The organism is Prescottella sp. R16 (assembly GCF_030656875.1).
Classification (GTDB): Bacteria; Actinomycetota; Actinomycetes; order Mycobacteriales; family Mycobacteriaceae; genus Prescottella.
This window is the reverse complement of record NZ_CP130943.1, coordinates 266,822-292,937: the sequence shown is the minus strand read 5'-3', so window position 1 is coordinate 292,937 and position 26,116 is coordinate 266,822. Positions and strand designations below refer to the sequence as shown.

The window sequence follows — 26,116 nt, the reverse complement described above, 5'->3', positions numbered from 1 at the left end:
CTCCTCGATACGCCTCGACGGTCCGGTGAAATTTTCCCGCGGAAACGCCGGGCAGGCCCAGCTTAAGGGTCGGCCGATTCGATCGAGAACCTCCCACGCGGCGCGGTTTCCGGCGATACTGAGCGATCTTCTCGGACCGGAACGAATCGGATACTCGACCGAACCTGCGGAGGAACCCGTGCACCACACCGTCCACCCCACTCGTCGTACCGTCCTGCGGGCGCTCGCTGCGAGCCCCCTGCTGCTCCTGGCACCGGCCCCTGTCGCGGCAGCACAGTCGAGCGTCGGCAGCGCCGATCTCGCTGCGGGCAGCTTCGGTCGCGGTGACCTCGACACCACGTCGGCACCCGATTGGATGCGGTCCCTGCCGGACGCGACGAGCCTGGCCGCCCTGTCACTGCCGGGTACGCACGACACGATGGCGCACAACTCGTCGATCCCGACCCTCACCCAGGAATTCGACCTGGCCACCCAGCTCCGCGCCGGGGTACGTGCGCTCGACATCCGCACCCGACACTTCCGCGACGTGTTCCCGATCCACCACGGCCCGGAGTATCTGTACGCCAACTTCACCGACGTCGTCCGGACCGTCACCGACTTCCTGCGCGCACATCCGGGCGAGTCCGTGCTCGTGCGACTGAAGGAAGAGTTCACCGCCGCCGAGAACACCCGCTCCTACCAGGCGACGCTGGACTGGTACATCCACGAGAACCCCGACACCCGCGACCTACTCGACCAGCACCTGTGGACGCCGCCCGTGGGCTACGACGGGCGGATCCCGGGGCTCGGCGAGACCCGCGGCAAGATCGTCGTGCTGCAGGACTTCACCGCCACCACCGCGTACGGCCCGCGGTGGGCCGGCCCCCGCACGGATATCCAGGACGATTTCGAACTCCCCGACCTCGCGGCGATCACAGGCAAGTGGGACAGGGCCCGCACCCAGTTCGAGCGGGCAGCGGTCGGTGACCCGACGACATTGTTCGTCAACCATCTGAGCGCCACCGGCGCGACCCCGGCCGTCATGGCCACCGGGACCGTGCCGATCACCGTCGCCAAGGGTGTCCCCGGCACCCCGGGGATGCTCACCCGCGCGGAGGACTACCTGCGCACCGCCTCCACCGGGCGGACGGGCGTCGTGATGGCCGATTTCCCGACGGCCGCACTCGTCGAGGAGATCATCGGCCGCAACGTCAGCTGAGCGTCCCGATCCCCGCCGATCCGGCCGAGAGCGATCCGATTCCGCTCTTGAACGACCCGTAGGTGAGGGAACCGGTGTTCGCGGAGCCGAGGTTGGCGGAGCCGGTGTTCGCGGAGCCGACGTTGCCGGAGCCGGTGTTCGCGGAGCCGACGTTGCCGGAGCCGGTGTTCGCGGAACCGACGTTGTTGGAGCCGGTGTTGGCCCAGCCGAGGTTGAAGGAGCCGGTGTTGTCGGGGCCGATGTTGTTCCAGTCGATGCTGCTCGCCGCGAGCAGTCCGAGGCTGCCGAGTCCGGCGGCGACGGCCGAGCCGATCGCGCCGGCCTGCACTTCGGCGGGTCCGATGTAGCCGACACCGATGGCGTCGTGGCAGGGCACGGGCAGTTCGAATCCGGGGGCGACGGCGTCGACGGCACCGGCGAGGGCCCCTTCGACGCGGATCGGGGCGCAGCCCTGGGCGTCGGTGACGGGATCTGCTCCGGCCCCTGCTGCGAAGCCGACGGCGATCGTCGTGACCGCCGATGCGACGACGACGGCGCGACGCACCGTCCGCCCGCGCCGATCTGCGTGTTGTGTTGCGACCCTCATACGAGTGCCCCTCCCGGCTCGGTTCCCGAGTGACGTCCCCCGACACGGATGCTGGTGACGCTACCGCCGGATCGCCGCCCGTGTGCGGGATCGGGTTACTGTCCGGTGCGGGCGTATCCGGCTTCGGTGGCCGATTTGGTGGGGCGCCACCAGTGTTCGTGGTCGCGGTACCAGGCGACGGTCGCCTCGAGTCCGGTGCGGAAGTCGCGGTAGGTGGGCTGCCAGCCGAGTTCGGTGCGCAGCAGGGTGGAGTCGATGGCGTAGCGCAGGTCGTGGCCGGGCCGGTCGGCGACGAAATCGAAGTCCTGGGGGTCGTGGCCGAATATCTCGAGGAGCATGGCGACGACGGTGCGGTTGTCGACCTCGCCGTCGGCGCCGATCAGGTAGGTCTGGCCGAGGCGGCCACGGTCGAGGATCGTCCACACGGCCCGGTTGTGGTCGTCGACGTGGATCCAGTCGCGGACGTTGCGGCCCTGCCCGTACAGCTTCGGCCGGACGCCGTCGAGCAGGTTGGTGATCTGGCGGGGAATGAACTTCTCGACGTGCTGGTAGGGGCCGTAGTTGTTGGAGCAGTTCGACAGGGTGGCCCGGACGCCGTAGGAGCGGGCCCAGGCGCGCACCAGCATGTCCGACGACGCCTTGCTCGCCGAGTACGGGCTCGACGGGTTGTAGGCGGTGGTTTCGGTGAACCGGTCGGGGTCGTCGAGTGCGAGGTCGCCGTACACCTCGTCGGTGGAGATGTGGTGGTAGCGGACGTCGTGGGCGCGGACGGCCTGCAGCAGGGTGACGGTACCGACGATGTTGGTGTGCACGAACGGCCACGGATCGGTCAGCGAGTTGTCGTTGTGGGACTCGGCGGCGAAGTGCACGACCGCGTCCGAGCCGGCGACGAGCCGGTCGACGAGGGCGGCGTCGGTGACGTCACCGTGCACGAAGTCGATGCGGTCGGCCACCGGGGCGAGGGAGGCCCGGTTCCCGGCGTAGGTGAGGGCGTCGAGCACCGTCACCTGCACGTCGGGCCGGTCGGCGACGGTCTGGTGGACGAAATTGGCGCCGATGAACCCGGCGCCCCCGGTGACGAGCAACCTCATACCGGGAGACTACCGACCGGGCCTGGCCGTCATATCCGCGCCGGGGCCGGCTCCTCCCCCGGGATCGAGGTGCCGCGCAGCGAGACGCCGGCGGTCTCCTTGAGGAAGGCGACGGAGACGAGTCCGACGACGCAGGCGCCCATCATGTACACGGCGGGGAACAGGTTCCAGCCGGTGCCGTGGATGACGGCGTCGTTGACGAGTGGGGCGGTGCCACCGAACACGGCGGTGGACACGTTGTAGCCGATCGCGAATCCTGCATACCGGACCTGGGTGGGGAACATCGCCGGGAACGTCGCGGAGATGGTGGCCAGCTGCGGCAGGTAGAGCAGACCGAGGACCGCGAAGGCGACGAGGGCCCACACGAATCCCTGTGCCATCAGCCAGTACATGGGGACGGCCGCGACGAACAGGCCGATCAGCGACGCCCACCACATGGGTTTACGTCCGAGCGAGTCCGACCAGCGTCCGAAGAACGGGATGCACGCCATCATCACCACCTCGCCGACGAGGATGATGATCGTGGTCGACTGTGTGCTCAGCCCGAGCGTGGACTCGAGGTAGGTGGGCTGGTAGGTGAGCAGCGTGTAGTTGACGACGTTCAGGGCGACGACCATGCCGGTGAGGATCAGGATCGGGCGCCAGTAGTTGGTGATCAGGTCCTTCAACCCGCTCAGAACCGAATCCGGTGTTGCGCCTTGCGAGTCGATCTCGTCGAACACCGGGGAGTCGTCGAGCCGGTTGCGGAGATACCAGCCGACGAGACCCAGCGGCAGTGCGATGAGGAACGGGATCCGCCAGCCCCACGACGCCATCTCGTCGTCGGTGAGCAGCAGTTCGCACAGCATCACGACGGCGGTACCGGCGGCGAAGCCGCCGAGGGTGCCGAATTCGAGGAAACTGCCGTAGCGGCCACGTTTGTCGTCGGGCGCGCATTCGGCCATGAACGTTGCGGCACCGCCGTATTCGCCGCCGGTGGAGAAGCCCTGCACCACCCGCAGCAGGATCAGCAGGATCGGCGCGAAGATCCCGATCGACGCGTGCGACGGGATCAGCGCGATCAGTGCCGTCGCCCCGGACATCAGCAGAATCGTCGTCGCGAGAACGGCTTTGCGGCCGACCCGGTCGCCGAGCGGCCCCCAGATCATGCCGCCGAGGGGCCGGAGCACGAACGAGATCGCGAACCCGAGCATCGTGCCGAGCGAGCCGAGATCCCCGGGGAAGAAGTTCTGGGTCAGGTAGGTGGCGGTGGTGGCGTAGACGCCGTAGTCGTACCACTCGGTGGCGTTGCCCATCGCGGAGCCGGCGATGGCCTTGCGCAGGGTGCGACGGCCCGGATCCGCGACGGCGTCGGAGCTGTTCCGCGACGTCGGACTCTCGGGACCGTACGTTGTCGATTCCCGCATTCGTATGGTCCCTTCCGACGGGGAACTGTGCGTGACAGGTCTTCGATCATCGGTCCGTTCGACGCTAACGGGACAACCGTGACCCTGCATGACACCGTCGGTCCGTGCAGGTCCGCGCGGGTTTATGGAACGGGATCAGCCGGCGCGGAGCGCGTCCTCCGCCGTCCCCACCGCCGGTGCGACGGGGCGTCGGCGGCGGGTGGTGAGCAGCCGCTGCGCTGCGGAATCGAGCAGGTAGCCGAGGACACCGATCACCAGGATGACCGCCATGACCTGGTCGTACGCGAGCTGGTCGCGCGCATTGAGAATCTGGTAGCCGAGCCCGGACCGCACGCCGAGCATCTCGGCGGGGACCAGCACCACCCATGCGATACCGAGGGCCACCCGCAAACCGGTCTGCAGGTTGCCGCGGATCGCGGGCAGGACGACGACGGTCAACCGTTCCCGGCGGGTGGCCCCCATGGAACGTGCGACGAGAAGGTGCCCGGGGTCGATCGCGTGGACCCCGGCCGCGGTGTTGATGACGATGGGCCAGACCGCGGCTGCCGCGATGAGAAAGAACACCGGGCGGTGTCCGATACCGAACAGGGCGACGGCGATGGGCGCCCACGACAGCGGCGAGATCATGCGCAGGAATTGGGTGACGGGCCGGACCGCACGGTCGACGGTCGGGTTCAGGCCGATCAGCAGTCCCAGGGGGATGCCGACGACGGCGGCGACGAGCAACCCGACGAGCAGCCGCCACATGCTCGCCGCCATGTCCGGGAGCAGTACACCCCGTTCGAACAGCCCGACGAGCGCCGGGACCACCTCCTGCGGCGCGAAGTCACGGAGAAGCGAGTCCGGGGCCGCCACGATCGTGGTGGCGAACCACCACAGGGCTGTCGCGACGGCCACGGCCGCCGCCGGCGGCCACCAGGACGGACGGGTCGACGACTGGGTGCTCACGTGGGATCCACTTCCTCGGTGCGGGTCAGGTCGGCCGGCAGCCCGAACGCGGCGGGGCCACCGCCCCGGATCAGGGACTGCCGGACGAAACGGTCGTCGACCAGGTCGGCGTGGACGGTGGTCGGGTCGAGACGGGACAGGAAGGTGCGGTCCCCGTCGATCTCCGTCTCGTGCATCGCCTCCACGAGGGCCCGGGTGAAACCGGGAAACGGGAACGGCTGGTAGCCGATACGCTGCGGGTTCCAGTCGTGGTGGGTGATCCGGTATTCGTCCGGCGGGTACGTGAGGGCCTTCGTGATCGCCGGCAGCGGCTGCGGCAGATAGTCACCGGACTTCAGCGTCTCCGCGGCCCGTCCGCGGTCGGCGCCGATCCGCAGCTGCGCCGTGGTGACGGCGTCGGTGAGTTGCTGGACACCCGCCGGGTTGCGTTCGATCACGTCCTCGTGGACGAGTAGTGCACAGCACGCGTGATCGCGCCACACGTCGCCGAGGAATCGGTGGATCCGGCCGACGCCCTTGATCTCCGCTGCCGCGTTGAACGGGTCGGCGACGGTGTAGCCACCGATCGCACCGTTCGCCAGCGCCGGCAGCATGTCCGACGGGCTCATGACGACCAGTCCGACGGTGCCCGCGGATCGGGACGGCTCGGCGCGCACCACGGGCCGGAGGCCGTGTTCGCGCAGCATCTTCTGGACGATGATGTTGTGGATCGACCACCAGAACGGGATCGCGATCTGCCGCCCGGCGAGTTCTCCGAGGTCGGTGACGTCGGGGGCGACGGTGAGTGCGGAACCGTTGGTGTGACTCCAGCCGAGGATGCGGGCGGCGCCCCCGAGGGCGTACCGCAGTTGCACGGCCATCGGCATCAACAGGTGGACGACGTCGACGTGGCGGCTGAGGAACGCTTCGGCGAGGCTGGACCAGCTGCGGAACAGGACCGGCTGGGTGGTGGCGACGGACGTGCCGGTGTAGAGCCCCGCCGAGTGGGCGATGAGCAGGGGCGCGGCGTCGGTGATGGGGAGGTATCCGACGCGGAGCCCGCCGGTGGTGTCGGCGCGTCCGGTGCCGGCGGTACGGGCGAGGTCGACGACGCCGGCCAGGCCTCCGGCGGCTGCGAGACCGACCGCCCCGCGGAGCAGGACGCGACGGCTGACGGATCCGGTCACGGGCCGAGTGCCCCGACGACGGCGGCGGTGCGGTAGGCGGCCAGGATGTCGGCGCGCAGGCCGTCGAGGGCGCCTGCCTCGGCACCGACCGGGGTCTCGGCGCAGTTCCATTCGCGCCGGACGGTGCCGCCCTCGCCGACGAGGACGATGCGGTGGCCCAGGACGATGGCCTCGTCGATGTCGTGGGTGACGAGCACGGTGGTGCAGCCGAGTTCCTCGGCGACACCGGCCAGCCAGTGCTGGAGGTCGCCGCGGATCGCCGGGTCGAGAGCACTGAACGGCTCGTCGAGCAGCAGCAGTTGCGGACGGACGGACACCGCCCGGATCACCGAGACCCGTTGGGCCTGTCCGCCGGACAGCTCGTCGGGGTAGGAGTCCGCGACCTCGGCGAGCCCGAAGCGGGTGAGGAGACCGTCGGCGTACGAGGGGTCGAACACGTCCCGGTTGGCGGCGAACCGGTCACCGATCCGGACGTTCTCGCGGACGGTCAGCCACGGCATCAGCAGTGGCTTCTGGAAGACGACGCCGGTCCGGGGCCGGTCGTGGCCGCTCACCCCGTCCCACGTGACGGTGCCCGAGTCGAGGTGGTCGAGACCGGCGACGATACGCAGCAACGTCGACTTTCCGCTGCCGCTGCCGCCGACCACGGCGAGCATCTCCCCGTGGTCGACGTCGAGGTTCACCCCGTCCAGCACGGGGCGGCGGCGCCCTCCGAAGCTTTTGCAGCCCTGGACTATCGAGACTGCGCGAGTTCCCACCGCAGCTGTCCTTCCGACGGGGACTGGATGGGCAGGAACGCGGCTTCCCGGAACCGGCGGTTGGTCGGGTGCGCGGCTGCGTATCCGGCACCACCCCGCAGGGTGGCTTCGAGGCGGGTCGCGGAGACAGCGACGTACGAACCGTCCAGACGCAGTTGGATCAGCTCCCGGATCGGCACGTCGTCGATGCGGGAGGCGAAGTCGTACAGGCGGGTTCGCAGGGATTCGTACTCGGCGACGAGGTCGGCGTGTTCACCGGCGAACTGCTCTCCCAAACCGGTCAGCAGGCGTGCGGCCTCGGCGAGCGAGACACCCGCGATGCCACTGCAGAACGAGGTCTGCAACGCGAGGAACGTCGGCCGTACGTCCCGGCAGAACGAGAGAAGGTCGGGGCTGACCAGATGCTCGGCCGGAACGAAGACCCGCTCGAGGAACAGTGATGTCGACGCCGTCGCCCCGAGGGCGAGCAGGGCCGGTGCGGGGTCGATACGAACCCCCGACGCGTTCGCGTCGATCACCGCGACGAATGTGGCCCCGTCCTCGCTCCGCGCGGGTAGCACGATCACGGCGTCCTCGAACACGTTGGAGGCCCAGCGGATCGGGCCGCTGATCTCGATGCCACCGTCGACGGCCGTCGCGATCAGTGGGACGTCGCCGAGGCCCGCGGCCTGCCGTAGACCGGCCGCCATCGCTGTGACACCGACCGTGGTGCCGGACGCCAACCGGTCCCGGAAGGCGTCACGGACACCGGCAGGCCCGCGGTCGACGTATTCGAGGCACATCCGGTGCGCCCACACGGCGAAACCGGCGCTGAGGCTTTCGGCGGAGACGTCCTCGACGACCGCGACCATGTCCGTGAGCCGGCCGGCCCCGCACCCGAGGTCGAGCAGCCCGAGCCGGCCGAGCAGTGCCACATCCTCCCGAGTATCGGTTTCGCCCCGGTCGAGGAGGGCGGCGCGGTCGCGGACGAACGATCGACCCTGTTCCCGCTCAGGGGTTTTCGCTGTACTGATGGTCGCGGTCATGGAGGTTTCTACCGTTCGGTGTCGAGCTCGTGGAGCCGGCTGACGGGGGTGCTGACGATGTCGCGGGCGCGGCGGACGGCGTCCTCGTCGGGAGCGTTGTAGAAGCACAGGCACTTGGCGGTGTCCTCACGCACGTAGGTGCGCAGGAAGCTGACCTCGGGAATGTCCGCGTAGAGCGGCGACTTCTCCTTCTTCCGGGTCAGGTAGGTGTCCATGTCGATCTCGGCCGGGATGTCCCACTCCACCAGGTAACCGGCCTCGGGACGAGCCGCCTTGATCTCTTCGATGTCGGCTCCGACGATCCGAACCTGGTGCGGCCCATCGAGTTCCGCGGCATGCAGCGTGTCGGCGGCGATCTCCGGGGCGGCGCAGCCGTCGAATTCGGTGATCGCGAAGATGCGCTCGCCACCCTTGGTCACCTGGGTCTCGATCAGTTCGCCGCCGGCGCTCGCGGTGGCGGCGTCGAACTCCTTGATGAGCTGGTCGAGCTGGTCGCGGCGCTCGGCGCCGGGAACGATTTCGTACAGGTACAGAGCATTCGAGGACATGGACAACCTTCCGGGAGTGGTGGTGGACACCGTCGTCCGCCCACACCGATAGCCACGTGATCGGGGCGGTGGGGTGGGGTGCGCGGGGGAGGCGTCACGTCCAGTGGACGCCGACGCCGGCCTCCGGAAGACGGGTCCGGTGGTCGCTGGAGATCAGCGCATCGTGAAACGACAACACGCAGCACCGGCGACCCGCACCAGATCCAGGTGCAGGCGGCGGGTCAGAAAGCTGCGGGTCACGGGCCGCAGTCTAGGCATAGACAGAACTGTCTGTCTATTCGATGCCGGGCGCCGCACGCCCACTGGCTACTCTGTCCCGGTGCCCCAACCCCGCCAACTACGGAATCCTTCGCGAAATGCCACCGCCTCGCCGGCGGACCGGCTGCTCGCGACCGCAACCGAACTGTTCGCCGCGAACGGGATCCGGGCGGTGGGGATCGACCGGATCCTCGCGGAGTCGGGTGTCGCGAAGGCGAGCCTGTACTCGTCGTTCGGTTCCAAGGACGCCCTCGTCCGGGCCTACCTCGAGGGGCTGGACATGCGGGACCGGGCACGGTGGGCGGATGCCGTCGCCGCCGTGGACGATCCGCTCGATCGCGTGTACACCTTCTTCGATCTCGCGGCCGCATCGGCACCGGTCCGCAACTTCCGCGGATGCCAGTACCTCAACGCCGCGACGGAATTCCCCGTCGGCGAGGAGTCGGTTCTCGCCCCCGTCCGGGATCACCGGAACTGGGTGCTCGAGCGGATCACCGAGAACCTGGTGGCCGCCGGCTGCCCCGATGCCGCGACCCTGGCGGCACGCGTCCAGTTGATCTACGACGGCGCCCTCGCCGGATCGAAGTTCACGCACTCCGAGGACCCCATCCTGCGCGGCCGGGAGATGGCCGTCGAACTCGTGCGCTGCGGCCGCGGCTGACGCGCGCCGCCCGAGTCCGGGCCACACCGGCAATCCACGCAGGTCCGGGGCACTCTCGCATACTCGGGACGCGTCACGTGAAACACTGCAGAGCATGCGCGGAATCGTTCTGGCCGGTGGCACGGGAAGCCGTCTGCACCCCATCACGCTCGGGGTGAGCAAGCAGCTGGTGCCGGTCTACGACAAGCCGATGATCTACTACCCGCTGTCGACGCTCATGCTCGCCGGGATCCGCGACATCCTGATCATCACCACGCCCGGCGACGCCGACCAGTTCCGGAACCTCCTCGGCGACGGCTCCCGCTTCGGTATCTCGCTCACCTACCAGGTGCAGCCCGAACCGAACGGGCTGGCGCAGGCGTTCGTGTTGGGCGCCGATCACATCGGATCGGATTCGGTCGCATTGGTGTTGGGCGACAACATCTTCTACGGCCCCGGCCTGGGCACCACGCTCACCCGCTTCCACGATGTGAAGGGCGGCGCGGTGTTCGGCTACTGGGTGTCCGATCCGGGCGCGTACGGCGTCATCGAGTTCGACGACACCGGCACCGCGGTCTCGCTCGAGGAGAAACCGGTCGCGCCCCGCTCGAACTACGCGGTGCCGGGACTGTACTTCTACGACAACGACGTCGTCTCCATCGCCCGCGACCTGACACCGTCGGCGCGCGGCGAGTACGAGATCACCGACGTCAACCGCACGTATCTCGAGGCCGGACGCCTGCAGGTCGAGGTACTCCCCCGCGGCACGGCGTGGCTGGACACCGGCACGTTCGATTCGCTGCTCGACGCGTCGAACTACGTCCGCACCATCGAGCAGCGGCAGGGCCTCAAGATCGGGGTCCCCGAGGAGGTGGCGTGGCGGCGCGGCTTCATCTCCGACGACGAACTGCGTGAGCGGGCCGAGCCGCTGGTCAAGTCCGGTTACGGTACGTACCTGCTGGGTCTGCTCGAGCGCGGCCGAGAATGGTGACCATGAAGTATCGGGAGTTGACGGTTCCGGGGGCGTGGGAGATCACGCCCCACCAGTTCGGCGATCACCGCGGGGTGTTCCTCGAATGGTTCAAGGAGCCCGGCTTCTCCGCCGCGATCGGCCGGCACCTGGACCTGCAGCAGGCCAACTGTTCGGTCTCCGCGGCGGGCGTGCTGCGCGGTATCCATTTCGCGGACGTCCCGCCCGGGCAGGCCAAGTACATCACCTGCGTCACGGGCGCCGTCCTCGACGTCGTCGTCGACCTGCGGGTGGGATCGCCGACGTTCGGGCAGTGGGATTCGGTGCTGCTCGACGACACCGACCGCCGCGCGGTCTTCGTCTCCGAGGGTCTCGGACACGCGTTCCTGTCGCTCGAGGACGGGTCGACGGTCGTCTACCTGTGTTCGACGGGCTACGCCCCGGAACGCGAACACGAGGTGAGTCCGCTCGACCCCGGGATCTCGATCGACTGGCCGGTCGTCGGACGCGACGGCACTGCCCTGCAGTGGACGCTGTCCGACAAGGATCTGGCCGCCCCGACCCTGCAGCAGGCGCGCGACGCCGGGCTACTGCCCCGCTACCGGGAGGGAGACGTGTGATCCGATGAGCGCGTGGGGGATCCGCCGCGTGAGCGCTGCTCTGGCAGTGCTGGTCGCGGTCGGTCTCGCGCTCGTCGCGGTTCCCGTCGAACACGGCACACTGGACAGTGCCGCTCCTGTCGCGACGGTCACCGCACCACCCGCACCCGCTCCCCCGGCCCCGGTTCCGCTGTCCGCCGCCGAGATCGTGGACCGGGTGTCCCCGACGATCGTGATGCTCACGTCGATCTCCGGGGTCACGGCCACCGCGGGCACCGGGATCGTGATCCGCCCCGACGGCTCCGACGCGCTGGTCCTCACCAACCATCACGTGATCGACGGCGGCACCGACATCACGGCGACGAGCATCCCGGACCGGGCCACCTACCCCGTCGTGGTCCTCGGTTACGACAGCTCCCGCGACCTGGCCCTGCTCCGGCTCCCCGGCGGGGCGAGACTCCCTGCCGCGCCGATCGCCCCCGGACCGGCACGGATCGGCGACCCCGTCACCGCGGTCGGGAACGCCGACGGCGGCGGGATTCCCGCCGCAGCCCCGGGCGCGGTCACCCGTGTGGGGGTGACGATCACGACCCGCAACACCGCCGACGGGTCCCGCAACCAACTGTCGGATCTCGTCCAGGTCGATGCGAACGTCCGCCCCGGCGACTCCGGTGGACCGCTCGTCGACGTGTTCGGGCAGGTCGTGGGCGTCAACAGTGCCGGCAACGCCGTCGAACCCGGGGTGGACGCGGCACCCGCACCGACGTCGTACGCGATCCCGATCGACGCCGCCCTGGGACTCGTCGACGAGGTGCTGTCCGGGCGCGCCGCCCCCACCACCCATATCGGTCCCACCCCGATGCTCGGGATCAGTGTGCGGGACCGGCGTTCCACCACGATCGGGGACGCCGCAGGCGCCGAGGTGATCCACGTCGGCTACCGCAGCCCCGCCGAGGAGGTCGGGCTCGTGCGCGGCGACGTGATCACCGGATTCGCCGGCGCTGCGATCCGCACGTCGGAGGATCTGACGATCGGGATGAACGCGCGGCACCCCGGCGACCGTGTCGATGTGCAGTGGACGGACGCCACCGGTGCACCGCGCAGCGCAGCGGTGGTGCTGCAGGAGGGGCCACCACGCTGACCCCGCCGCACCGGCCTCGTCGTTCCCCCCCGGCCCGTCAGCCGATGCCGAGCTTGCCGGCGAGCCGCTGCAGGTAGGCCGTCACCGTGCCCTCGTCGGCGTCGGGCATCCCGAACAGGGCCTCGCTGACACCGAGGTCCTGCCAGCGGGCGAGGGTGGCGGCGTCGGGTTTGCCGGCGAGCACGACGATCTCCGGCTGCCCGGGGCGTCCGGCGTCGGCCCAGATCTTGCGGAGCAGCGTGACGTTGTCCTCGATGTCCCGTTCGATCGGGGTGGTGATCCAGCCGTCCGCCGAGCGCGCGATCCAGGCGAACGTCTTCTCCGACGCCCCCGCCCCCACCAGTACCGGCGGCCGCGGCTGCTGGATCGGCTTCGGCCACGCCCAGCTGGGGCCGAAGCTCACGAACTGCCCGTCGTAGGACGCCTCCTCCTGCGTCCACAGCGCCTGCATCGCCTCGAGGTACTCGCGCAGCGCGGTCCGCCGCTTCTTCGGGTCGACGCCGTGGTCGGCGAGCTCCTCGGCGTTCCAGCCGAACCCGACCCCGAACGTGACCCGGCCGCCGGACAGGTGGTCGAGGGAGGCGATGGTCTTGGCGAGCGTGATGGGGTCGTGTTCGAGCGGCAGCGCCACCGACGTGCCCAGCCGGATCCGCGACGTCACCGACGCGGCGGTGCCGAGCGCGACCCACGGGTCGAGGGTGCGCAGGTAGCGGTCGTCGGGCAGCGCGTCGGTACCGGTTCCGGGATGGTTCGACGCCCGGTTCACGGGGATGTGGGTGTGCTCGGGCACGTAGAACGCATCGAATCCGCAGGCCTCGACGGCGCGGGCGGCCTCGGAGGGCGTGATGCCGCGGTCACTGGTGAACAGGCTGATTCCGTAGCGCACGAGCTGGCTCCTCCGGGTTGGTCGGTGCCAGAAAATGTAACCCGTTCCACTCCCGATCGGAAGACTCTACAGACAGGTGTCCAGACTGTTATCGGATCTTGAAGATCACCGCACGCTGCACGACGAAGTTGATGACCGTCGCGGTGCCCTGCGCGATCACGAACGCCAGCGGCGTCCGCCACCACGTGTCGGCGAGGCTGTCGGACAACACCCCGTTGATGCCGACCTGGACCGCGAACGTCACGGCGTAGAGGATCACGACCGCAACGAAGCGCAGGCGGCTGGGCGCAGCCTTGAACGTCCATCGCCGGTTGATCAGGTAGGCGGTCGTGGTGCCGGCGACGAAGCTCAGCCCCTTCGCCACGTCCCGGGTGATGCCCAGCGCCATGAACAGCACGTACAGGCCGTAGTCGACGACCGCCGACAGTCCGCCCGTCACGACGAACCGCACGATCTGCGTCTTCAGATCCAGCGACTCGTCGGCGATGGAGTCGGTGACGGGGATCTCGACCGGCAGCGGCGCGTGTGGATCGTGGGTGTGAGGGGTTCCGGACACGCACCGAGACTAGGCGACCCACCCCACCCGCACCGCCGTGACTTCCCGCACAACCCACTGGACTTCGAGTGCACTCGAAGTTGCAGGATCGGCGTCATGACCGTTTACACGCTGCCCGATCTCCCCTACGACTACGCCGCACTCGAGCCGCACATCTCCGGCAAGATCATGGAACTCCACCACGACAAGCACCACGCGGCCTACGTCGCCGGCGCCAACACCGCCCTCGAGAAGATGGCCGAAGCCCGCGCCAACGGCACCATGGCCGCACAGGCCACCAAGCTGGAGAAGGACCTCGCCTTCCACCTCGGCGGCCACACCAACCACTCCGTCTTCTGGAACAACCTCTCCCCCGAGGGCGGCGACAAGCCCGAAGGCGAACTCGCCGCCGCGATCGACGACGCCTTCGGCAGCTTCGACGCCTTCCGCGACCACTTCTCCGCGAACGCCAACTCCATCCAGGGCTCCGGCTGGTCCATCCTCGCCTGGGACTCCATCGGCCAGCGTCTGCAGATCGTCCAGCTCTACGACCAGCAGGGCAACATCAGCATCGGCCTGATCCCCCTGCTCATGCTCGACATGTGGGAACACGCCTTCTACCTCGACTACCAGAACGTCAAGGGCGACTACGTCAAGGCCTTCTGGAACATCGTCAACTGGGCCGACGTCACCGACCGCTTCACCAAGGCCCGCACCCAGACCGCCGGCCTGATCGTCCCCGCCTGATCCCGTCCCCCACGCCCACGTTTTGCGCACTTATCGCACTCCCGGACCCCGGAAATCGCGCGACAAGTGCGCAAAACGCGGGTGAAGGTGGTGTGGCTCGGCGCACTCTTTCCGAGGGTCGTCCACTACCGCCAGGTAACCTCGTACCCGATGTCCGAGACAGCAGAAGAGACGGCTCACGAGCCGCTCCCCACGCAGACCCGCACCCTCACCGGCTGGGGACGCACCGCGCCCACCACCGCCCAGGTGCTGTCCACGCCCGACGTCGAGGTGATCGCCAAGGCGGTCGCCCAGGTGGCGGAGCAGAACGAATCGAAGCCGTCGCACCTGCGACGCGGCGTCATCGCACGCGGCCTGGGCCGCTCGTACGGTGATCCGGCGCAGAACGCGGGCGGGCTCGTCGTGGACATGAACGCACTCAAGCGCATCCACCACATCGACTCCAACACCCGTCTGGTGACGGTCGACGCCGGTGTGAACCTGGACCAGCTGATGCGCGCGGCGCTGCCGTTCGGCCTGTGGGTTCCGGTACTGCCGGGCACCCGGCAGGTGACGGTCGGTGGCGCGATCGCGTCCGACATCCACGGCAAGAACCATCACAGCGCGGGCAGCTTCGGCAACCATGTGCGCTCGATGAAGCTGCTCACCGCGGACGGGCAGATCCGCACGCTCACCCCGGCCGGACGCAACTCGAAGCTGTTCTGGGCGACGGTCGGCGGCATGGGCCTGACCGGCATCATCCTCGAGGCCACGATCGAGATGACGCCGACGGAGACCGCGTACTTCATCGCGGACGGCGACGTCACCCACACCCTCGACGACACGATCGCACTGCACAGCGACGGCAGCGAGAACAACTACGACTACTCGAGCGCCTGGTTCGACGCGATCGCACCCGAACCCAAGCTGGGCCGTGCCGCGATCTCCCGCGGCAGCCTCGCGAAGCTGGACCAGTTGCCGAAGAAGCTGCAGAAGGATCCGCTGAAGTTCGACGCGCCGACGCTGTTGACGTTGCCGGACATCTTCCCGAACGGCCTGGCCAACAAGTTCAACTTCTCGGCGATCGGCGAGGTGTGGTTCCGCAAGTCCGGCACCTACCGCGGCAAGGCCCAGAATCTGACGCAGTTCTACCACCCGCTCGACATGTTCGGCGAGTGGAACCGCGCCTACGGATCCAACGGATTCCTGCAGTACCAGTTCGTGGTGCCGCCGGAGGCGGTGGGCGAGTTCAAGCAGATCATCCGCGACATCCAGTCGTCGGGGCACCACTCGTTCCTCAACGTGTTCAAGCTGTTCGGTGAGGGCAACAAGGCGCCGCTGAGCTTCCCGATGGCCGGCTGGAACATCTGCGTCGACTTCCGGATCAAGCCGGGACTGAACGAGTTCGTCACCGAACTCGACAAGCGGGTGCTCGAGTTCGGCGGCCGCCTGTACACCGCGAAGGATTCGCGGACCACCGCCGAGACGTTCCACGCCATGTACCCGCGCATCGACGACTGGATCAAGGTCCGTCGATCCGTCGACCCCACGGGCGTTTTCGCCTCCGACATGTCCAGAAGGTTGGAACTTCACTGATGATCAACGCTGTGGGCAACCCCCAGACCCTGCTGCTGCTCGGCGGCACCTCCGAGATCGGCCTGGCGATCTGCGAGCAGTACCTGAAGAAGACGCCGCTGCGCGTGATTCTCGCTGCGCTGCCGAACGATCCGCTGCGTGACGCCGCCGTCGCCCAGATGAAGGCGGCGGGCGCCACCGAGGTCGAGGTCGTCGACTTCGACGCCCTCGACACCGAGTCGCATCCCAAGGTCGTCGACGCGGCGTGGTCGAAGGGTGACGTCGACGTCGCGATCGTCGCGTTCGCACTCGACGGCGACGCCGAGGAACTGTGGCAGAACCAGCGCAAGGCCGTGCTGGTCGCGAACGTCAACTACACCGCGTCCGTCTCGGTCGGCGTGCTCGTCGGCGAGAAGATGAAGGCGCAGGGCTTCGGCCGCATCATCGCGATGTCGTCGGTGGCCGGCGAGCGTGTCAAGCGCGCCAACTTCGTCTACGGCTCCACCAAGGCCGGGCTCGACGGCTTCTACCTCGGACTCGGCGAGGCGCTGGCCCCGTTCGGCCCCAAGGTCACCGTCGTGCGTCCGGGCATGGTGCGCACCCAGTTCAGCGCCCACGTCAAGGAAGCACCGTTGACGGTGAACAAGGAGGACGTCGCCGAGCTCGCGGTGGCCGCATCCGACAAGGGCAAGGAAATCGTCTGGGCGCCCGGCCCGTTCCGCTTCGTGATGATGGTGCTGCGGCACGTGCCGCGCGCGATCTTCCGCAAGCTGCCGGTCTAGGCGCGGTATCCGCGAAGCGGCCCACCACAGTTCTGTGGTGGGCCGCTTCGCGTTCCGGGGTGTCGCGCCCCTACATCGCCGCACGCGGCGGGGCGGGAGCGACGGGCCGCATGTCGTTGCCGGTGTTCGGCTTGATGCGCTGCCACGTGCCGTCGCTCTTGCAGGTCTGGTAGGTGCCGTCCGGGTGGTAGACCTTGCTGCCGACGCTGTAGTCCTTGCCGTCGTAGACGCACACGGTCGTCTGGGTGCCGTCGGGGGCGGTGCGGATCTCGGCGTGGGCCACGGCGGCCTGGGCGCCGAGTACACCGCCGGCGACGAGAAGTGAAGCGGCGAGCGTCTTTACGGTGCGAGAGATCATCTGAGTGGTCCTTCTGTGCGGGATGGTCCGGGTGGGCACCTACAACAGTGGCGTCCATCCGCGACCGTCACCAGGCACCCCAGGGTGCCGAATCGCCCACCCCCGGTTCCTCATGTCCCGGACTTCCACGCCGTGTCGAACAGCATGATGTCGGTGACGGTGCGTTCGACGCCGTGCACCGCCGGTTCCCACGCGATCAGGGACGACGCCGGCCCCCAGAGGACGTAGGGCACGGTCTCGTTCGCGTACCGCTGGACGTCGCCGATCGCGTCCCGCTTGTCGTCGTCGGTCGGCGCCGTCTGCACTGCGAGCAGCAGACGGTCCATCTCGGGGTCGGCGAATCCGGTGGCGTTGTTGCGGGAGTCGCTGCCCATGCTGCCGTAGAGGTTGAGGAAGGGCGCCTCTTCGGCGATCGGCGCGCCGCCTCTGGTGAGGTCGAAGTCGTGGTCCCGGTACACCTTCCGAACCAGATCGGTGGTGTCCGTCGCATAGTCGACGGTGACCTCGAAACCGATCGACTGGAGCGAAGCCTGCACGGTGAGCGCCGTAGCCTGCTGGCTGGGATCGTGGGTCGTCAGATACGAGATGTGTCCGTCGAAACCGTCCGCCTTCGCTGCATCGAGAAGCTGCCGGGCCCGATCCGGGTCGAACCGGATTCCTTCCGCACCGCTGTACCACCGCGAACCTTCCGGAACGAGTTCCGAACTCGCCGTTCCGAGTCCGGCATTCGCGCGCTGGTTGATCGCCTCGGGATCGACGCCGTACGCGATGGCCTGCCGCACCCGGACATCCGCGCCCGGTCGACCCGGCCTGCTGTTGATCACACCGATGCCGTTCTGCCCGGTGAGGCTGAGAAAGCCGCTGTATCCCTCGTCCAGTGCCTGTTCGATGACTCGTTCGTCGCGGAGGATGAACGTCATGTCGAGCTGGCCGCTGCGCATGGACTCGTACTGCGCCTGCGCCCCGGCAGTCGGTACGAAACGCACCGTGTCCAGCGCCGGCTTCCCGCCCACGTAATCGGAGCGGGCGGAGAGCAGCAACTCTTCACGGGGCGCGAACTTCGTCACCGCGAACGGCCCGGCCCCCACCGGCGAGAACGTGCCGTCCTTCTCCGATCCGGCTCCGACGATCATTCCCGCCCCCGTACCGAGGAGCACCGGGAAATCGCCCCAGGGCCGTTTCAACGAGAAGACGACGGTCCGCTCGTCCGGAGTGTCGATTCTGTCGACGATGTTCGCCCAGGTCTGGGAGGCATCGGCTTTCGCCGCAACGAACCGTTCGATACTCCACTTCACTGCGTGGGCGTCGAGGACGTTCCCGTCGCTGAACCGGGTACCGGGGCGCAGCGTCACGGTGTAGGTCTCGAGGCTGTCGTCGCTCTCGAGCGACTCCGCCAGTTGCGGCACGAAGGTTCCGCTCTCGAAGTCGTGGCGGACCAGGGTGTCGTAGACCGCTGCCATCTCGGTGCCGCCCGTGGATCCGGTCGCCTGCGTCCGTGCGGGATCGAGGACCGTGGGAAGCGAATAGGAACCGAAGGTGAGCGAGCCACCGGCGACGGGTTCGGCGTCGTCGGTCTGTTCGCCGACGAAACCCGTCTGTCGCTGGTGTGCCCCGTCGGTCGTGGCGTCGGAGTTCCCGGACGAGCACCCGGCGAGCAGAACGGCGAGCGCGGTGATACCGGCCCACAGCGGTCGAGAGGGCCGGAAGGCCGGATTGTGCACGTTGTCCTCCGTTTTCGGGTCGGTCGGCGAATGAACACGGTCCGCCCGCGACGAGCGGCGCGGGCGGACCGTGTGAAAGGCGCTGCGACTCAGATCTTCACGACCTTGGCGGTCGGGATCGGGTGCGAGTCGGCCTTGATCCAGCGCATCGCCCACGTGCCCTCTGCGTGGCCGTCGGTGCTGATCCAGTTCCCGTAGCCGGGATCCTTGGCCGCGACGACGATCGTGAGAGTCCCGTCGTCGTTGAGCTTGGCGGTGTGGTTGTTGATGTAGATGTTCGACCGGTTGTAGTCGAGGGATTCCACCCAGAAGTTCTGCAGCACGAAGTTGTAGTACTCGCAGTTCGGAACCTCGGTCTCGATCACCCACGCCTCGTCCTCGGCGAGCTTCCAGTAGCCGTGGAAGTAGAAGATCGTCGGGTCACCGCCGGCCTTCTGGAACTGCTCCTGGCCCCGGTCGAAGATCTCGTTGGCTTGCGGCATGAACTCACGCGACCATTCGAGGAACGTCTCTGCCGACCCCTTCAGCATGCCGATCGCACGGTCGAAACGTTCGCCGAGTTCTTCCTCGGTCAGCGGAACGAAGTCACCGTCCGGGTTCAGGCACTCGATCGACAGCTCACCGGGCACCTCGTTGCGGCGGTCCGCGTAGGTCTGTCGCACAGAAATCAGGTTGCTCTCGGGATCCAGTGGCAGCCATGCGGTGCCGTCGGCCGGCTTGTCTGCACTGGCGATGAACTCGAAGCGGCCGTGCTGGTCGATCTCGAGGTCATGGATATGGAGGTCACCGGTCTGCAGCATGGTGCCGTCGATGTGGTACCGGTTGACGCGGGAACCGAACGTGATCAGCGGGATGGTCCCACGCGTGCCGGTGATCCGGTACGTGTACTTGCCGGAGATGTTGGCGCGCATGTAGATGTTGTCCGGGTTGTCGGCGCCGATCTTCGTCATCATGTTCGGGTTCGGCGCCGACGTGAACTGGGGCCAGCGCGGATCGGTGTACTCGACACAGTTGATCGTCGAGTAGCGCAACAGGCGTGACAGGTAGCGGGCACCCTCGGCCTGCGTCAGCGGATCCTGCGGCACGATCGGGTCCGACAGAATGTTCCCGACGTCGAGCAGGTCGGTGCAGAACTTTTCCCAGGTGGCGTTCATTGTGGATTCCTATCCAGGTGAAGGGTCAGACGGTGGCGAACTTGGCGTCGACCTCAGCAGCGGTGATTCCGAAGTCTTCGAGCGAGTACTTGTGCGACGGGCGGCGGTGGTCGGCGAGGCTGGCCTCGTGGGCATCCGCGATCGCCCGGCGCGCCTCGTCGGAGAACGGCATTGCGAACTGGGTGTAGACATTCTCGGCCGTCCCGATCGGGTCGGCCACGAAGTCCCGGTAGTCGATGTCGATGAACTGCTCGGGGTTGTGACGAGCCCGAGCCTCCTGGAAGTTCGCGTTGCCCCGCGCCCACAGATCCAGCTGGGTCCGTCCGATGGTCTTGCGGTCGAAGGCCTTCGACATGCCGTGCCCGCCCTGCTCGGCGAGGCTGAAGGTCGACGCCATCGAGGTGTGCGGGTCACGGAAGGTACGAACGAACAACGCATCCGGGAAGACCTTCAAGATGTCGTCGATCGCGAAGACGTGGCTCGGGCTCTTGAGCACCCAGCGGCGATCACGATCGTTCATACCGATGAGCTGCAGGTTCTTCTTGTACCGGGCATAGGTGTCGGTCCAGTCCTGCTTCGCCAGCCATTCCGTGTACGACGGCACGTACGCGATGGTGTCGAACGAGGTCGACAGCATCGTCTGCTGGAGCAGTCGCCAGCATTCCTCGACTTCCTCGGCGCCCATGAAGTGCACCTTCATCAGGTCCGACTCGTTCGCCTGACGCGCCCGGTAGAAGGCATCGCAGCGGAGGAAATCGGGGTTCTCGGACCAGGTCTCGCGGGCGGGACGCGGCTGCGGCGCCTCGGCCAGCCACATCTCGACACCCTGGTTGGCAGGGTCTGCGCTGAGGAGGCGATGGAGCGCGGTGGTGCCCGTACGGGTCAGCCCGCACATGAAGATCGGCCGCTCGATCGCAACATCGACATGCCCGGGGTGACGCGCGAACGCAGCCTCGCTGATCAGCCTGCCTCTGAGCGCCGACACGATCATCTTCCGGGCGATCACTCGCCCTTGCGGGGTGAGGTCGGCCTCGTTCGCGAACGAGGCCAACAGAACCCGCAAACCCTCGAGATGCTCGTCGCCACCGAAACCGTCCAGACCGGTCTCTTCACACGCCTGCGCGTGCAGGTCCTCGATGGAACCGATTCCGTCGTAATCCTGAGTCATTCCTACATCCTTGTGAGAGTGGATCAGTGGTGGGCCTGGCCGCAGTTGACGTCCAAGCACTGCCCTGTGATCGCGCGAGCGAGGTCGGAGGCGAGGAACAGCACCGCGTTCGCGATGTCGTCGGGTTCGGGCAGCCGCCGCAGATCGGTGCCGGCCGCGATCTCGGCGTAGACCTCGGCCGGCTCGACGCCGCGCTGATCGGCCTGCTTCTCCACCATCCGCTGGACCCGTTCCGCCCAGATATAACCCGGTGCAACCGAATTCACCCGAACACCCATCGGGCCCATCTCCACCGAGAGACTGCGGGCGAGAGCCAGCAGCCCGGATTTCTGCACCCGGTAGGCCCCGAAGTTCGGCAGCTGGTTCCGAAGCACCATCGAGTTGATCATCACGACCGACCCCTGCGACTTCTCCAGCGCGGGCACCAGTTTCCGGGTCAGGTTGAGCGCTGCCAGCAGGTTGATGTCCAGACCCTGCCGCACCGTATCGAAGTCGGCGTCGAGCAGTCGCTCGTGGGGTGGCTGCACGAACGCGTTGTGCACCACCGCGTCGACCGCTCCGAACTCCGCGAGTGCCGTGTCGACGAGGTTCGTCACCGATGCATCGTCGGTGAGATCGGTCGGCACGGACACCGCGATTCCGCCCAGTTCGCGGATCTCCTCGGCGACCTCGGTCAGCCGCGACTCGGTCCGCGCGGCGAGGACGATCCGGGCGCCGGCCAGCGCGCCGCGGACCGCCACCGAGCGCCCGAGCCCCGTCCCGACACCCGAGACGACCACGACCTTCCCGTCGAGCAGCGCCGGCATCTCCTGCGGTGCTTGCAGTCCCAGTGTCATACCTGCGCCTCGGGATCCAGAACAACGCTGAGCGAGACGATCTTGCCGGTGTCGTCGAACTCGAAGAGATCGCTGGCAAGGAAGTCGGGCATGCCCTCTCGCTGCACGCGCAACTGCATCGCGGCATACCGGCCGGAGACGACGATCGGCGAGTGACGGCTCACCGTGAACGCCACCTTTGCGTTCGCGATGTCGAACTCGCGGATCTCGTCGATGCCGCGGTAGGTCCGGACGCCCAGCGGCTCATGCTGGACCGCGTCGGCCGCGAACAACGCCACCAGTTCGTCGACATCGTGATTGCCGAGATGCTTGACGTACGAATCGATCACCGAACATATTTCGTCTCGGGTAGGCACTTCGGGACACTCCTCGGGTGTGATGGGCTGAATCGGGCCGGATCAGGAGATGACGCCGCGTTCGCGGAGCACCTCGACGAGGCGGTCTACCGCCTGTTCCGCTGTCAGGTCGGTGGTGTCGATCCGGACGTCCGGCGAGGTGGGCACCTCGTAGGGCGAGTCGACGCCGGTGAAGTTGGCGAGTTCACCGCGCCGGGCCTTCCGGTAGAGCCCTTTGGGGTCACGTTCCTCCGCCACCTCGATCGGTGTGTCGACGAACACCTCGCAGAAGCGGTCGGACCCGATCAGTTCCCGGGCGGCCTCGCGCTCGGCCCGGAACGGGGAGATGAACGACGCCAACACGATCAACCCGGCGTCTGCCATCAATCGGGCGACCTCGGTGACCCGCCGGATGTTCTCCACCCGGTCCGCCTCGGTGAAGCCGAGGTCACGCCCCAGACCGTGCCTCACGTTGTCCCCGTCGAGGAGGTAGGTGTGGCATCCGAGGGCGTACAGCCGGCGTTCGAGTGCGTTGGCGACGGTCGACTTCCCCGACCCCGACAACCCTGTGAACCAGAGGATCTGCGGCCGATGACCCTTGAGCAAGGAACGGGCCTCGGCGTTCACGTCGACGGACTGCCAGTGAATGTTGTCCGACCGGCGCAGCGAGTGCACGATCATTCCCGCGCCGACGGTGGCGTTGGTCAACCGGTCGATGAGGACGAAGCCGCCGGTGTCACGGTTGTCCGCGTAGGGGTCGAACGGCACCGGCCGATCGAAACTGATGTTGCAGACACCGATCTCGTTGAGTGCCAACGTGTTCGTGGCGGTCTGGTCGAGTGTGTTGACGTTGACCTTGTACTTCGGCCGGGTGATCCGTGCCTGGACGGTCATCGTGCCGATCTGACACATGTACGGACGTTCGGGCAGCATGTCGTGCTCGCCCATCCACACCAGCTGCGCTTCGAACTGGTCGGCCACGCCGGGAAGGGCGTCGGCACCGGCGAGGACGTCGCCGCGGCTGACGTCGATCTCGTCGGCGAGGGTGATGGTCACCGATCGGCCGGCCACCGCCTCGTCGAGGTCCCCGTCCATCGTCACGATCCGCTGAACGGTGGATTCGCGACCGCTCGGCAGTGCGCGCACACGATCCCCGGGACGCACGACACCGCTCACGATCTGACCCGAGAACCCGCGGAAGTCGAGGTCCGGACGGTTCACCCACTGCACCGGCATCCGGAAGGGCGCGGTCTGCACCGCGTCCTCGATCTCGACCGTCTCGAGGTGATCGATCAGCGTCGGCCCGGTGTACCACGGAGTGTTCGGGCTGCGCTCGGTGAGGTTGTCCCCGACGTACGCCGACATCGGGATCGGCACGACGTGCTCGAGCCCGATCTCGGCCGCGAACTCCGCGTACTCGCCGGCGATGCGCTCGAACACCTCCTGCGAATAGTCGACGAGATCGAGCTTGTTCACGGCGAGGACCACGTGCCGGATTCCGAGCAGCGACACCAGGTACGAGTGTCGGCGGGTCTGCGTGAGGACGCCCTTGCGCGCATCGACCAGGATCACGGCGAGATCGGCGGTCGAGGCACCGGTGACCATGTTGCGGGTGTACTGCTCGTGCCCGGGCGTGTCGGCGACGACGAATTTGCGTCGCTCGGTGGTGAAGTAGCGGTAGGCGACGTCGATGGTGATGCCCTGCTCACGCTCGGCGGCGAGCCCGTCGACCAGGAGGGCGAAGTCGAGTCCCTCACCTTGCGTGCCGACCTTCTTCGAATCGCTCTCGAGAGCGCTCAACTGGTCCTCGAACACCAGCTTGGACTCGTACAGCAGACGCCCGATCAGGGTGGACTTGCCGTCGTCGACGCTGCCGCACGTGATGAAGCGCAGCATGGACTTGGTCGCGTGCCGTTCGAGGTACTGCTCGATGTCGTCGGCGACGAGGTTGGACGCGTGGGCCATCAGAAGTACCCTTCCTGCTTCTTCTTCTCCATCGAGGCGCTGCTGTCGTGGTCGATCACCCGGCCCTGTCGTTCCGAGGTGGTGGTGAGCAGCATCTCCTGGATGACGTCGGTGAGGGTGGTTGCGGTGGACTCGACGGCACCGGTGAGCGGATAGCAGCCGAGCGTCCGGAAACGCACGCTCCGCATCTCGGGAATTTCACCGGGGCGCAACGGCATTCGATCGTCGTCGACCATGATGAGGGTGCCGTCCCGCTCCACGACGGGACGCTTCGCAGCGAAGTAGAGCGGGACGATCGGAATGTCCTCCTGCCGGATGTACTCCCAGACGTCGAGTTCGGTCCAGTTCGACAGCGGGAACACCCGCAAGGTCTCGCCGGGAGAACGCCGGACGTTGTACATCCGCCACAGTTCGGGACGCTGCTGTTTGGGATCCCAGCGGTGCTCCGCCGAACGCACCGAGAAGACACGTTCCTTCGCGCGGGACTTCTCCTCGTCACGGCGTGCACCGCCGAACGCGGCGTCGAACTTGTAGAGGTCGAGAGCCTGCTTGAGACCCTCGGTCTTCCACATGTCGGTGTGTGTCGACGAGCCGTGTGTGAAGGGGTTGATGCCCTTCTCCACGCACTCCGGGTTCCGGTAGACGAGCAGGTCGAAATCGCCTGCGGCGGCGGACTCGTCACGCAGCTTGTACATGTCCCGGAACTTCCACGTGGTGTCCACGTGCAGCAAGGGGAAGGGCAGGCGGGACGGGTAGAACGCCTTGCGGGCAAGGTGCAGCATCACCGCACTGTCCTTGCCGACCGAGTACAGCATCACGGGGTTCTCGCTCCCCGCGACGGCCTCGCGCATGATGTGGATGCTCTCGGCCTCGAGTCTCTCGAGGTGGGTCAGCGCACGGGTCATCGTGCAAGTACCTCCAGTGCTCTGCCCGCCCACTCGGGGCGGCAGATCAGTAGATCGGGCAACCAGGGGTTCTCCTGGTTGTAGACGAGTTCGGACCCGTCGATACGTGAAACATGAAGTCCTGCAGCATGTGCGACGGCGACCGGCGCCGCCGAATCCCACTCGTACTGGCCACCGGCATGGGCGTAGATGTCGACGTCGCCGCGAACCACCGCCATCGCCTTGGCACCGGCCGACCCCATCTCGACCAGTTCCGCGTCCAGAGCGGTAGCCAGCGCCGTCACCGGTTCCGGGCGTCTGGTGCGGCTGACGACGACGCGCGGTACGTCGCGCAGCGGCGGCAGGTCGACCGGGCCGTCCAGCGTCGAGTACGTGACGCCGGTGGCCGGCATCGCGACGGCACCGACGGTGAGCACACCGCGTTCGACGAGGGCGACGTGCACGGCCCAGTCGACGCGGTCGGGTTCCCCGAACTCCCGGGTGCCGTCGAGCGGGTCGACGATCCACACCCGGTCCGCCCCGAGTCGCGTCCGGTCGTCCGCGCCCTCCTCGGACAGCACCGCATCGTGTGGGAAGCGCTCCTGCAGCGCACCGGCAATGAACTCGTGACTCAGCCGGTCACCTGCCGAGCGGATCTCCGCCGCCTCGACACCGGGCACCGTCGGACGCTCGCGCAGTCCGAGCAGTAGTTTTCCTGCCTCCGTAGCAATTTCGACCGCCGATCGCGCATCCACCTCCGTCCGGAAGGCGGGATCGGAAGTGATGGGGGTCACGGCACGAGCAGTCATGAGAGTGACTGTAGCCACAGAATGAACCATGTTCAATCCCAAAACGAA

Annotated in this window: 28 protein-coding genes; 8 read left to right on the top strand and 20 right to left on the bottom strand. The window is 67.7% G+C overall.

What is annotated here, in order from left to right; genetic code table 11:
* Positions 1-178: 178 nt before the first annotated feature.
* Positions 179-1,198, top strand: coding sequence for a phosphatidylinositol-specific phospholipase C (locus tag Q5696_RS01300; protein ID WP_305093450.1), 1,020 nt, complete (start codon positions 179-181; stop codon positions 1,196-1,198).
* On the opposite strand, the gene Q5696_RS01295 is transcribed toward Q5696_RS01300, so the two are convergent.
* The 9 genes from Q5696_RS01295 to Q5696_RS21395 form a co-directional block, all read right to left on the bottom strand.
* Positions 1,191-1,784, bottom strand: a complete 594-nt coding sequence (locus Q5696_RS01295; RefSeq protein WP_305093449.1) for a pentapeptide repeat-containing protein — start codon at positions 1,782-1,784, stop codon at positions 1,191-1,193. The genes Q5696_RS01300 and Q5696_RS01295 overlap by 8 nt on opposite strands.
* Before the next feature lie 95 nt (positions 1,785-1,879).
* On the bottom strand, positions 1,880-2,875 hold the full coding sequence (gene rfbB / locus Q5696_RS01290) for a dTDP-glucose 4,6-dehydratase (RefSeq protein WP_305093448.1): 996 nt from the start codon (positions 2,873-2,875) through the stop codon (positions 1,880-1,882).
* A gap of 29 nt (positions 2,876-2,904) precedes the next feature.
* Positions 2,905-4,281, bottom strand: a complete 1,377-nt coding sequence (locus Q5696_RS01285; RefSeq protein WP_305093447.1) for an MFS transporter — start codon at positions 4,279-4,281, stop codon at positions 2,905-2,907.
* A 135-nt stretch (positions 4,282-4,416) separates the two neighbouring features.
* A complete protein-coding gene (locus tag Q5696_RS01280) occupies positions 4,417-5,229 on the bottom strand; it encodes an ABC transporter permease (RefSeq protein ID WP_305093446.1) in 813 nt (270 codons plus the stop codon).
* Entirely contained in the window at positions 5,226-6,395 is a 1,170-nt protein-coding gene (locus Q5696_RS01275) for an ABC transporter substrate-binding protein (protein ID WP_305093445.1), read from the bottom strand. Before Q5696_RS01275 ends, Q5696_RS01280 begins: the two co-directional genes overlap by 4 nt.
* Positions 6,392-7,153, bottom strand: a complete 762-nt coding sequence (locus tag Q5696_RS01270) for an ABC transporter ATP-binding protein (RefSeq protein WP_305093444.1) — start codon at positions 7,151-7,153, stop codon at positions 6,392-6,394. The genes Q5696_RS01275 and Q5696_RS01270 overlap by 4 nt, the downstream gene beginning before the upstream one ends.
* Entirely contained in the window at positions 7,129-8,178 is a 1,050-nt protein-coding gene (locus Q5696_RS01265) for an acyl-CoA dehydrogenase family protein (RefSeq protein WP_305093443.1), read from the bottom strand. Before Q5696_RS01265 ends, Q5696_RS01270 begins: the two co-directional genes overlap by 25 nt.
* 8 nt (positions 8,179-8,186) lie before the next feature.
* Entirely contained in the window at positions 8,187-8,726 is a 540-nt protein-coding gene (locus Q5696_RS01260) for a DUF4242 domain-containing protein (RefSeq protein ID WP_305093442.1), read from the bottom strand.
* Between the two features lie 153 nt (positions 8,727-8,879).
* Complete coding sequence (locus Q5696_RS21395; RefSeq protein ID WP_370654842.1) at positions 8,880-8,984, bottom strand: putative leader peptide; 105 nt, start codon at positions 8,982-8,984, stop codon at positions 8,880-8,882.
* Between the two features lie 61 nt (positions 8,985-9,045).
* Here Q5696_RS21395 and Q5696_RS01255 point away from each other — a divergent pair, with 61 nt between their 5' ends.
* The 4 genes from Q5696_RS01255 to Q5696_RS01240 all read left to right on the top strand — a co-directional run bounded on the left by Q5696_RS01255 (position 9,046) and on the right by Q5696_RS01240 (position 12,334).
* Positions 9,046-9,645 (top strand): TetR/AcrR family transcriptional regulator, encoded by a 600-nt coding sequence (locus Q5696_RS01255; protein ID WP_305093441.1) that lies wholly within the window; start codon positions 9,046-9,048, stop codon positions 9,643-9,645.
* Positions 9,646-9,739: 94 nt separating this feature from the next.
* Positions 9,740-10,615, top strand: coding sequence for a glucose-1-phosphate thymidylyltransferase RfbA (gene rfbA / locus Q5696_RS01250; protein WP_305093440.1), 876 nt, complete (start codon positions 9,740-9,742; stop codon positions 10,613-10,615).
* A gap of 2 nt (positions 10,616-10,617) precedes the next feature.
* Positions 10,618-11,214 (top strand): dTDP-4-dehydrorhamnose 3,5-epimerase family protein, encoded by a 597-nt coding sequence (locus Q5696_RS01245; RefSeq protein WP_305093439.1) that lies wholly within the window; start codon positions 10,618-10,620, stop codon positions 11,212-11,214.
* Positions 11,215-11,218: 4 nt separating this feature from the next.
* Positions 11,219-12,334 carry a S1C family serine protease gene (locus tag Q5696_RS01240; RefSeq protein ID WP_370654841.1) on the top strand — a complete coding sequence of 372 codons (1,116 nt, stop codon included), beginning with the start codon at positions 11,219-11,221 and terminating at the stop codon, positions 12,332-12,334.
* A gap of 37 nt (positions 12,335-12,371) precedes the next feature.
* Here the strand turns inward: Q5696_RS01240 and Q5696_RS01235 are convergent, their stop codons facing one another.
* The gene (locus Q5696_RS01235) at positions 12,372-13,220 is read right to left on the bottom strand and encodes an LLM class F420-dependent oxidoreductase (protein ID WP_305093437.1); all 849 of its coding nucleotides are present in this window, start codon (positions 13,218-13,220) and stop codon (positions 12,372-12,374) included.
* 88 nt (positions 13,221-13,308) lie between these two features.
* Positions 13,309-13,776, bottom strand: coding sequence for a GtrA family protein (locus tag Q5696_RS01230; RefSeq protein ID WP_305093436.1), 468 nt, complete (start codon positions 13,774-13,776; stop codon positions 13,309-13,311).
* Positions 13,777-13,872: 96 nt separating this feature from the next.
* Here Q5696_RS01230 and Q5696_RS01225 point away from each other — a divergent pair, with 96 nt between their 5' ends.
* From Q5696_RS01225 to dprE2, 3 genes are all read left to right on the top strand, one after another.
* Positions 13,873-14,502 (top strand): superoxide dismutase, encoded by a 630-nt coding sequence (locus tag Q5696_RS01225; protein ID WP_305093435.1) that lies wholly within the window; start codon positions 13,873-13,875, stop codon positions 14,500-14,502.
* A gap of 150 nt (positions 14,503-14,652) precedes the next feature.
* A complete protein-coding gene (dprE1, locus tag Q5696_RS01220; RefSeq protein ID WP_305093434.1) occupies positions 14,653-16,077 on the top strand; it encodes a decaprenylphosphoryl-beta-D-ribose oxidase in 1,425 nt (474 codons plus the stop codon).
* Positions 16,077-16,838: a decaprenylphospho-beta-D-erythro-pentofuranosid-2-ulose 2-reductase gene (gene dprE2 / locus Q5696_RS01215; protein WP_305093433.1), complete on the top strand. Its 762-nt coding sequence runs from the start codon at positions 16,077-16,079 to the stop codon at positions 16,836-16,838. The genes dprE1 and dprE2 overlap by 1 nt, the downstream gene beginning before the upstream one ends.
* 70 nt (positions 16,839-16,908) lie before the next feature.
* Here the strand turns inward: dprE2 and Q5696_RS01210 are convergent, their stop codons facing one another.
* The 9 genes from Q5696_RS01210 to Q5696_RS01170 form a co-directional block, all read right to left on the bottom strand.
* Positions 16,909-17,196, bottom strand: coding sequence for a hypothetical protein (locus Q5696_RS01210; protein WP_305093432.1), 288 nt, complete (start codon positions 17,194-17,196; stop codon positions 16,909-16,911).
* A 110-nt stretch (positions 17,197-17,306) separates the two neighbouring features.
* On the bottom strand, positions 17,307-18,917 hold the full coding sequence (locus Q5696_RS01205) for an ABC transporter substrate-binding protein (RefSeq protein ID WP_305093431.1): 1,611 nt from the start codon (positions 18,915-18,917) through the stop codon (positions 17,307-17,309).
* An 89-nt stretch (positions 18,918-19,006) separates the two neighbouring features.
* Complete coding sequence (locus Q5696_RS01200; protein ID WP_305093430.1) at positions 19,007-20,071, bottom strand: DUF1214 domain-containing protein; 1,065 nt, start codon at positions 20,069-20,071, stop codon at positions 19,007-19,009.
* Between the two features lie 25 nt (positions 20,072-20,096).
* Complete coding sequence (locus Q5696_RS01195) at positions 20,097-21,239, bottom strand: sulfotransferase family protein (RefSeq protein WP_305093429.1); 1,143 nt, start codon at positions 21,237-21,239, stop codon at positions 20,097-20,099.
* A 23-nt stretch (positions 21,240-21,262) separates the two neighbouring features.
* The gene (locus Q5696_RS01190; protein ID WP_305093428.1) at positions 21,263-22,075 is read right to left on the bottom strand and encodes an SDR family oxidoreductase; all 813 of its coding nucleotides are present in this window, start codon (positions 22,073-22,075) and stop codon (positions 21,263-21,265) included.
* Positions 22,072-22,431, bottom strand: a complete 360-nt coding sequence (locus Q5696_RS01185) for a nuclear transport factor 2 family protein (RefSeq protein WP_225024219.1) — start codon at positions 22,429-22,431, stop codon at positions 22,072-22,074. Before Q5696_RS01185 ends, Q5696_RS01190 begins: the two co-directional genes overlap by 4 nt.
* 42 nt (positions 22,432-22,473) lie before the next feature.
* Complete coding sequence (gene cysN / locus Q5696_RS01180) at positions 22,474-24,375, bottom strand: sulfate adenylyltransferase subunit CysN (protein ID WP_305093427.1); 1,902 nt, start codon at positions 24,373-24,375, stop codon at positions 22,474-22,476.
* Positions 24,375-25,280, bottom strand: a complete 906-nt coding sequence (gene cysD, locus Q5696_RS01175; protein WP_305093426.1) for a sulfate adenylyltransferase subunit CysD — start codon at positions 25,278-25,280, stop codon at positions 24,375-24,377. Before cysD ends, cysN begins: the two co-directional genes overlap by 1 nt.
* Complete coding sequence (locus Q5696_RS01170; protein ID WP_305093425.1) at positions 25,277-26,068, bottom strand: 3'(2'),5'-bisphosphate nucleotidase CysQ; 792 nt, start codon at positions 26,066-26,068, stop codon at positions 25,277-25,279. Before Q5696_RS01170 ends, cysD begins: the two co-directional genes overlap by 4 nt.
* Positions 26,069-26,116 lie beyond the last annotated feature (48 nt).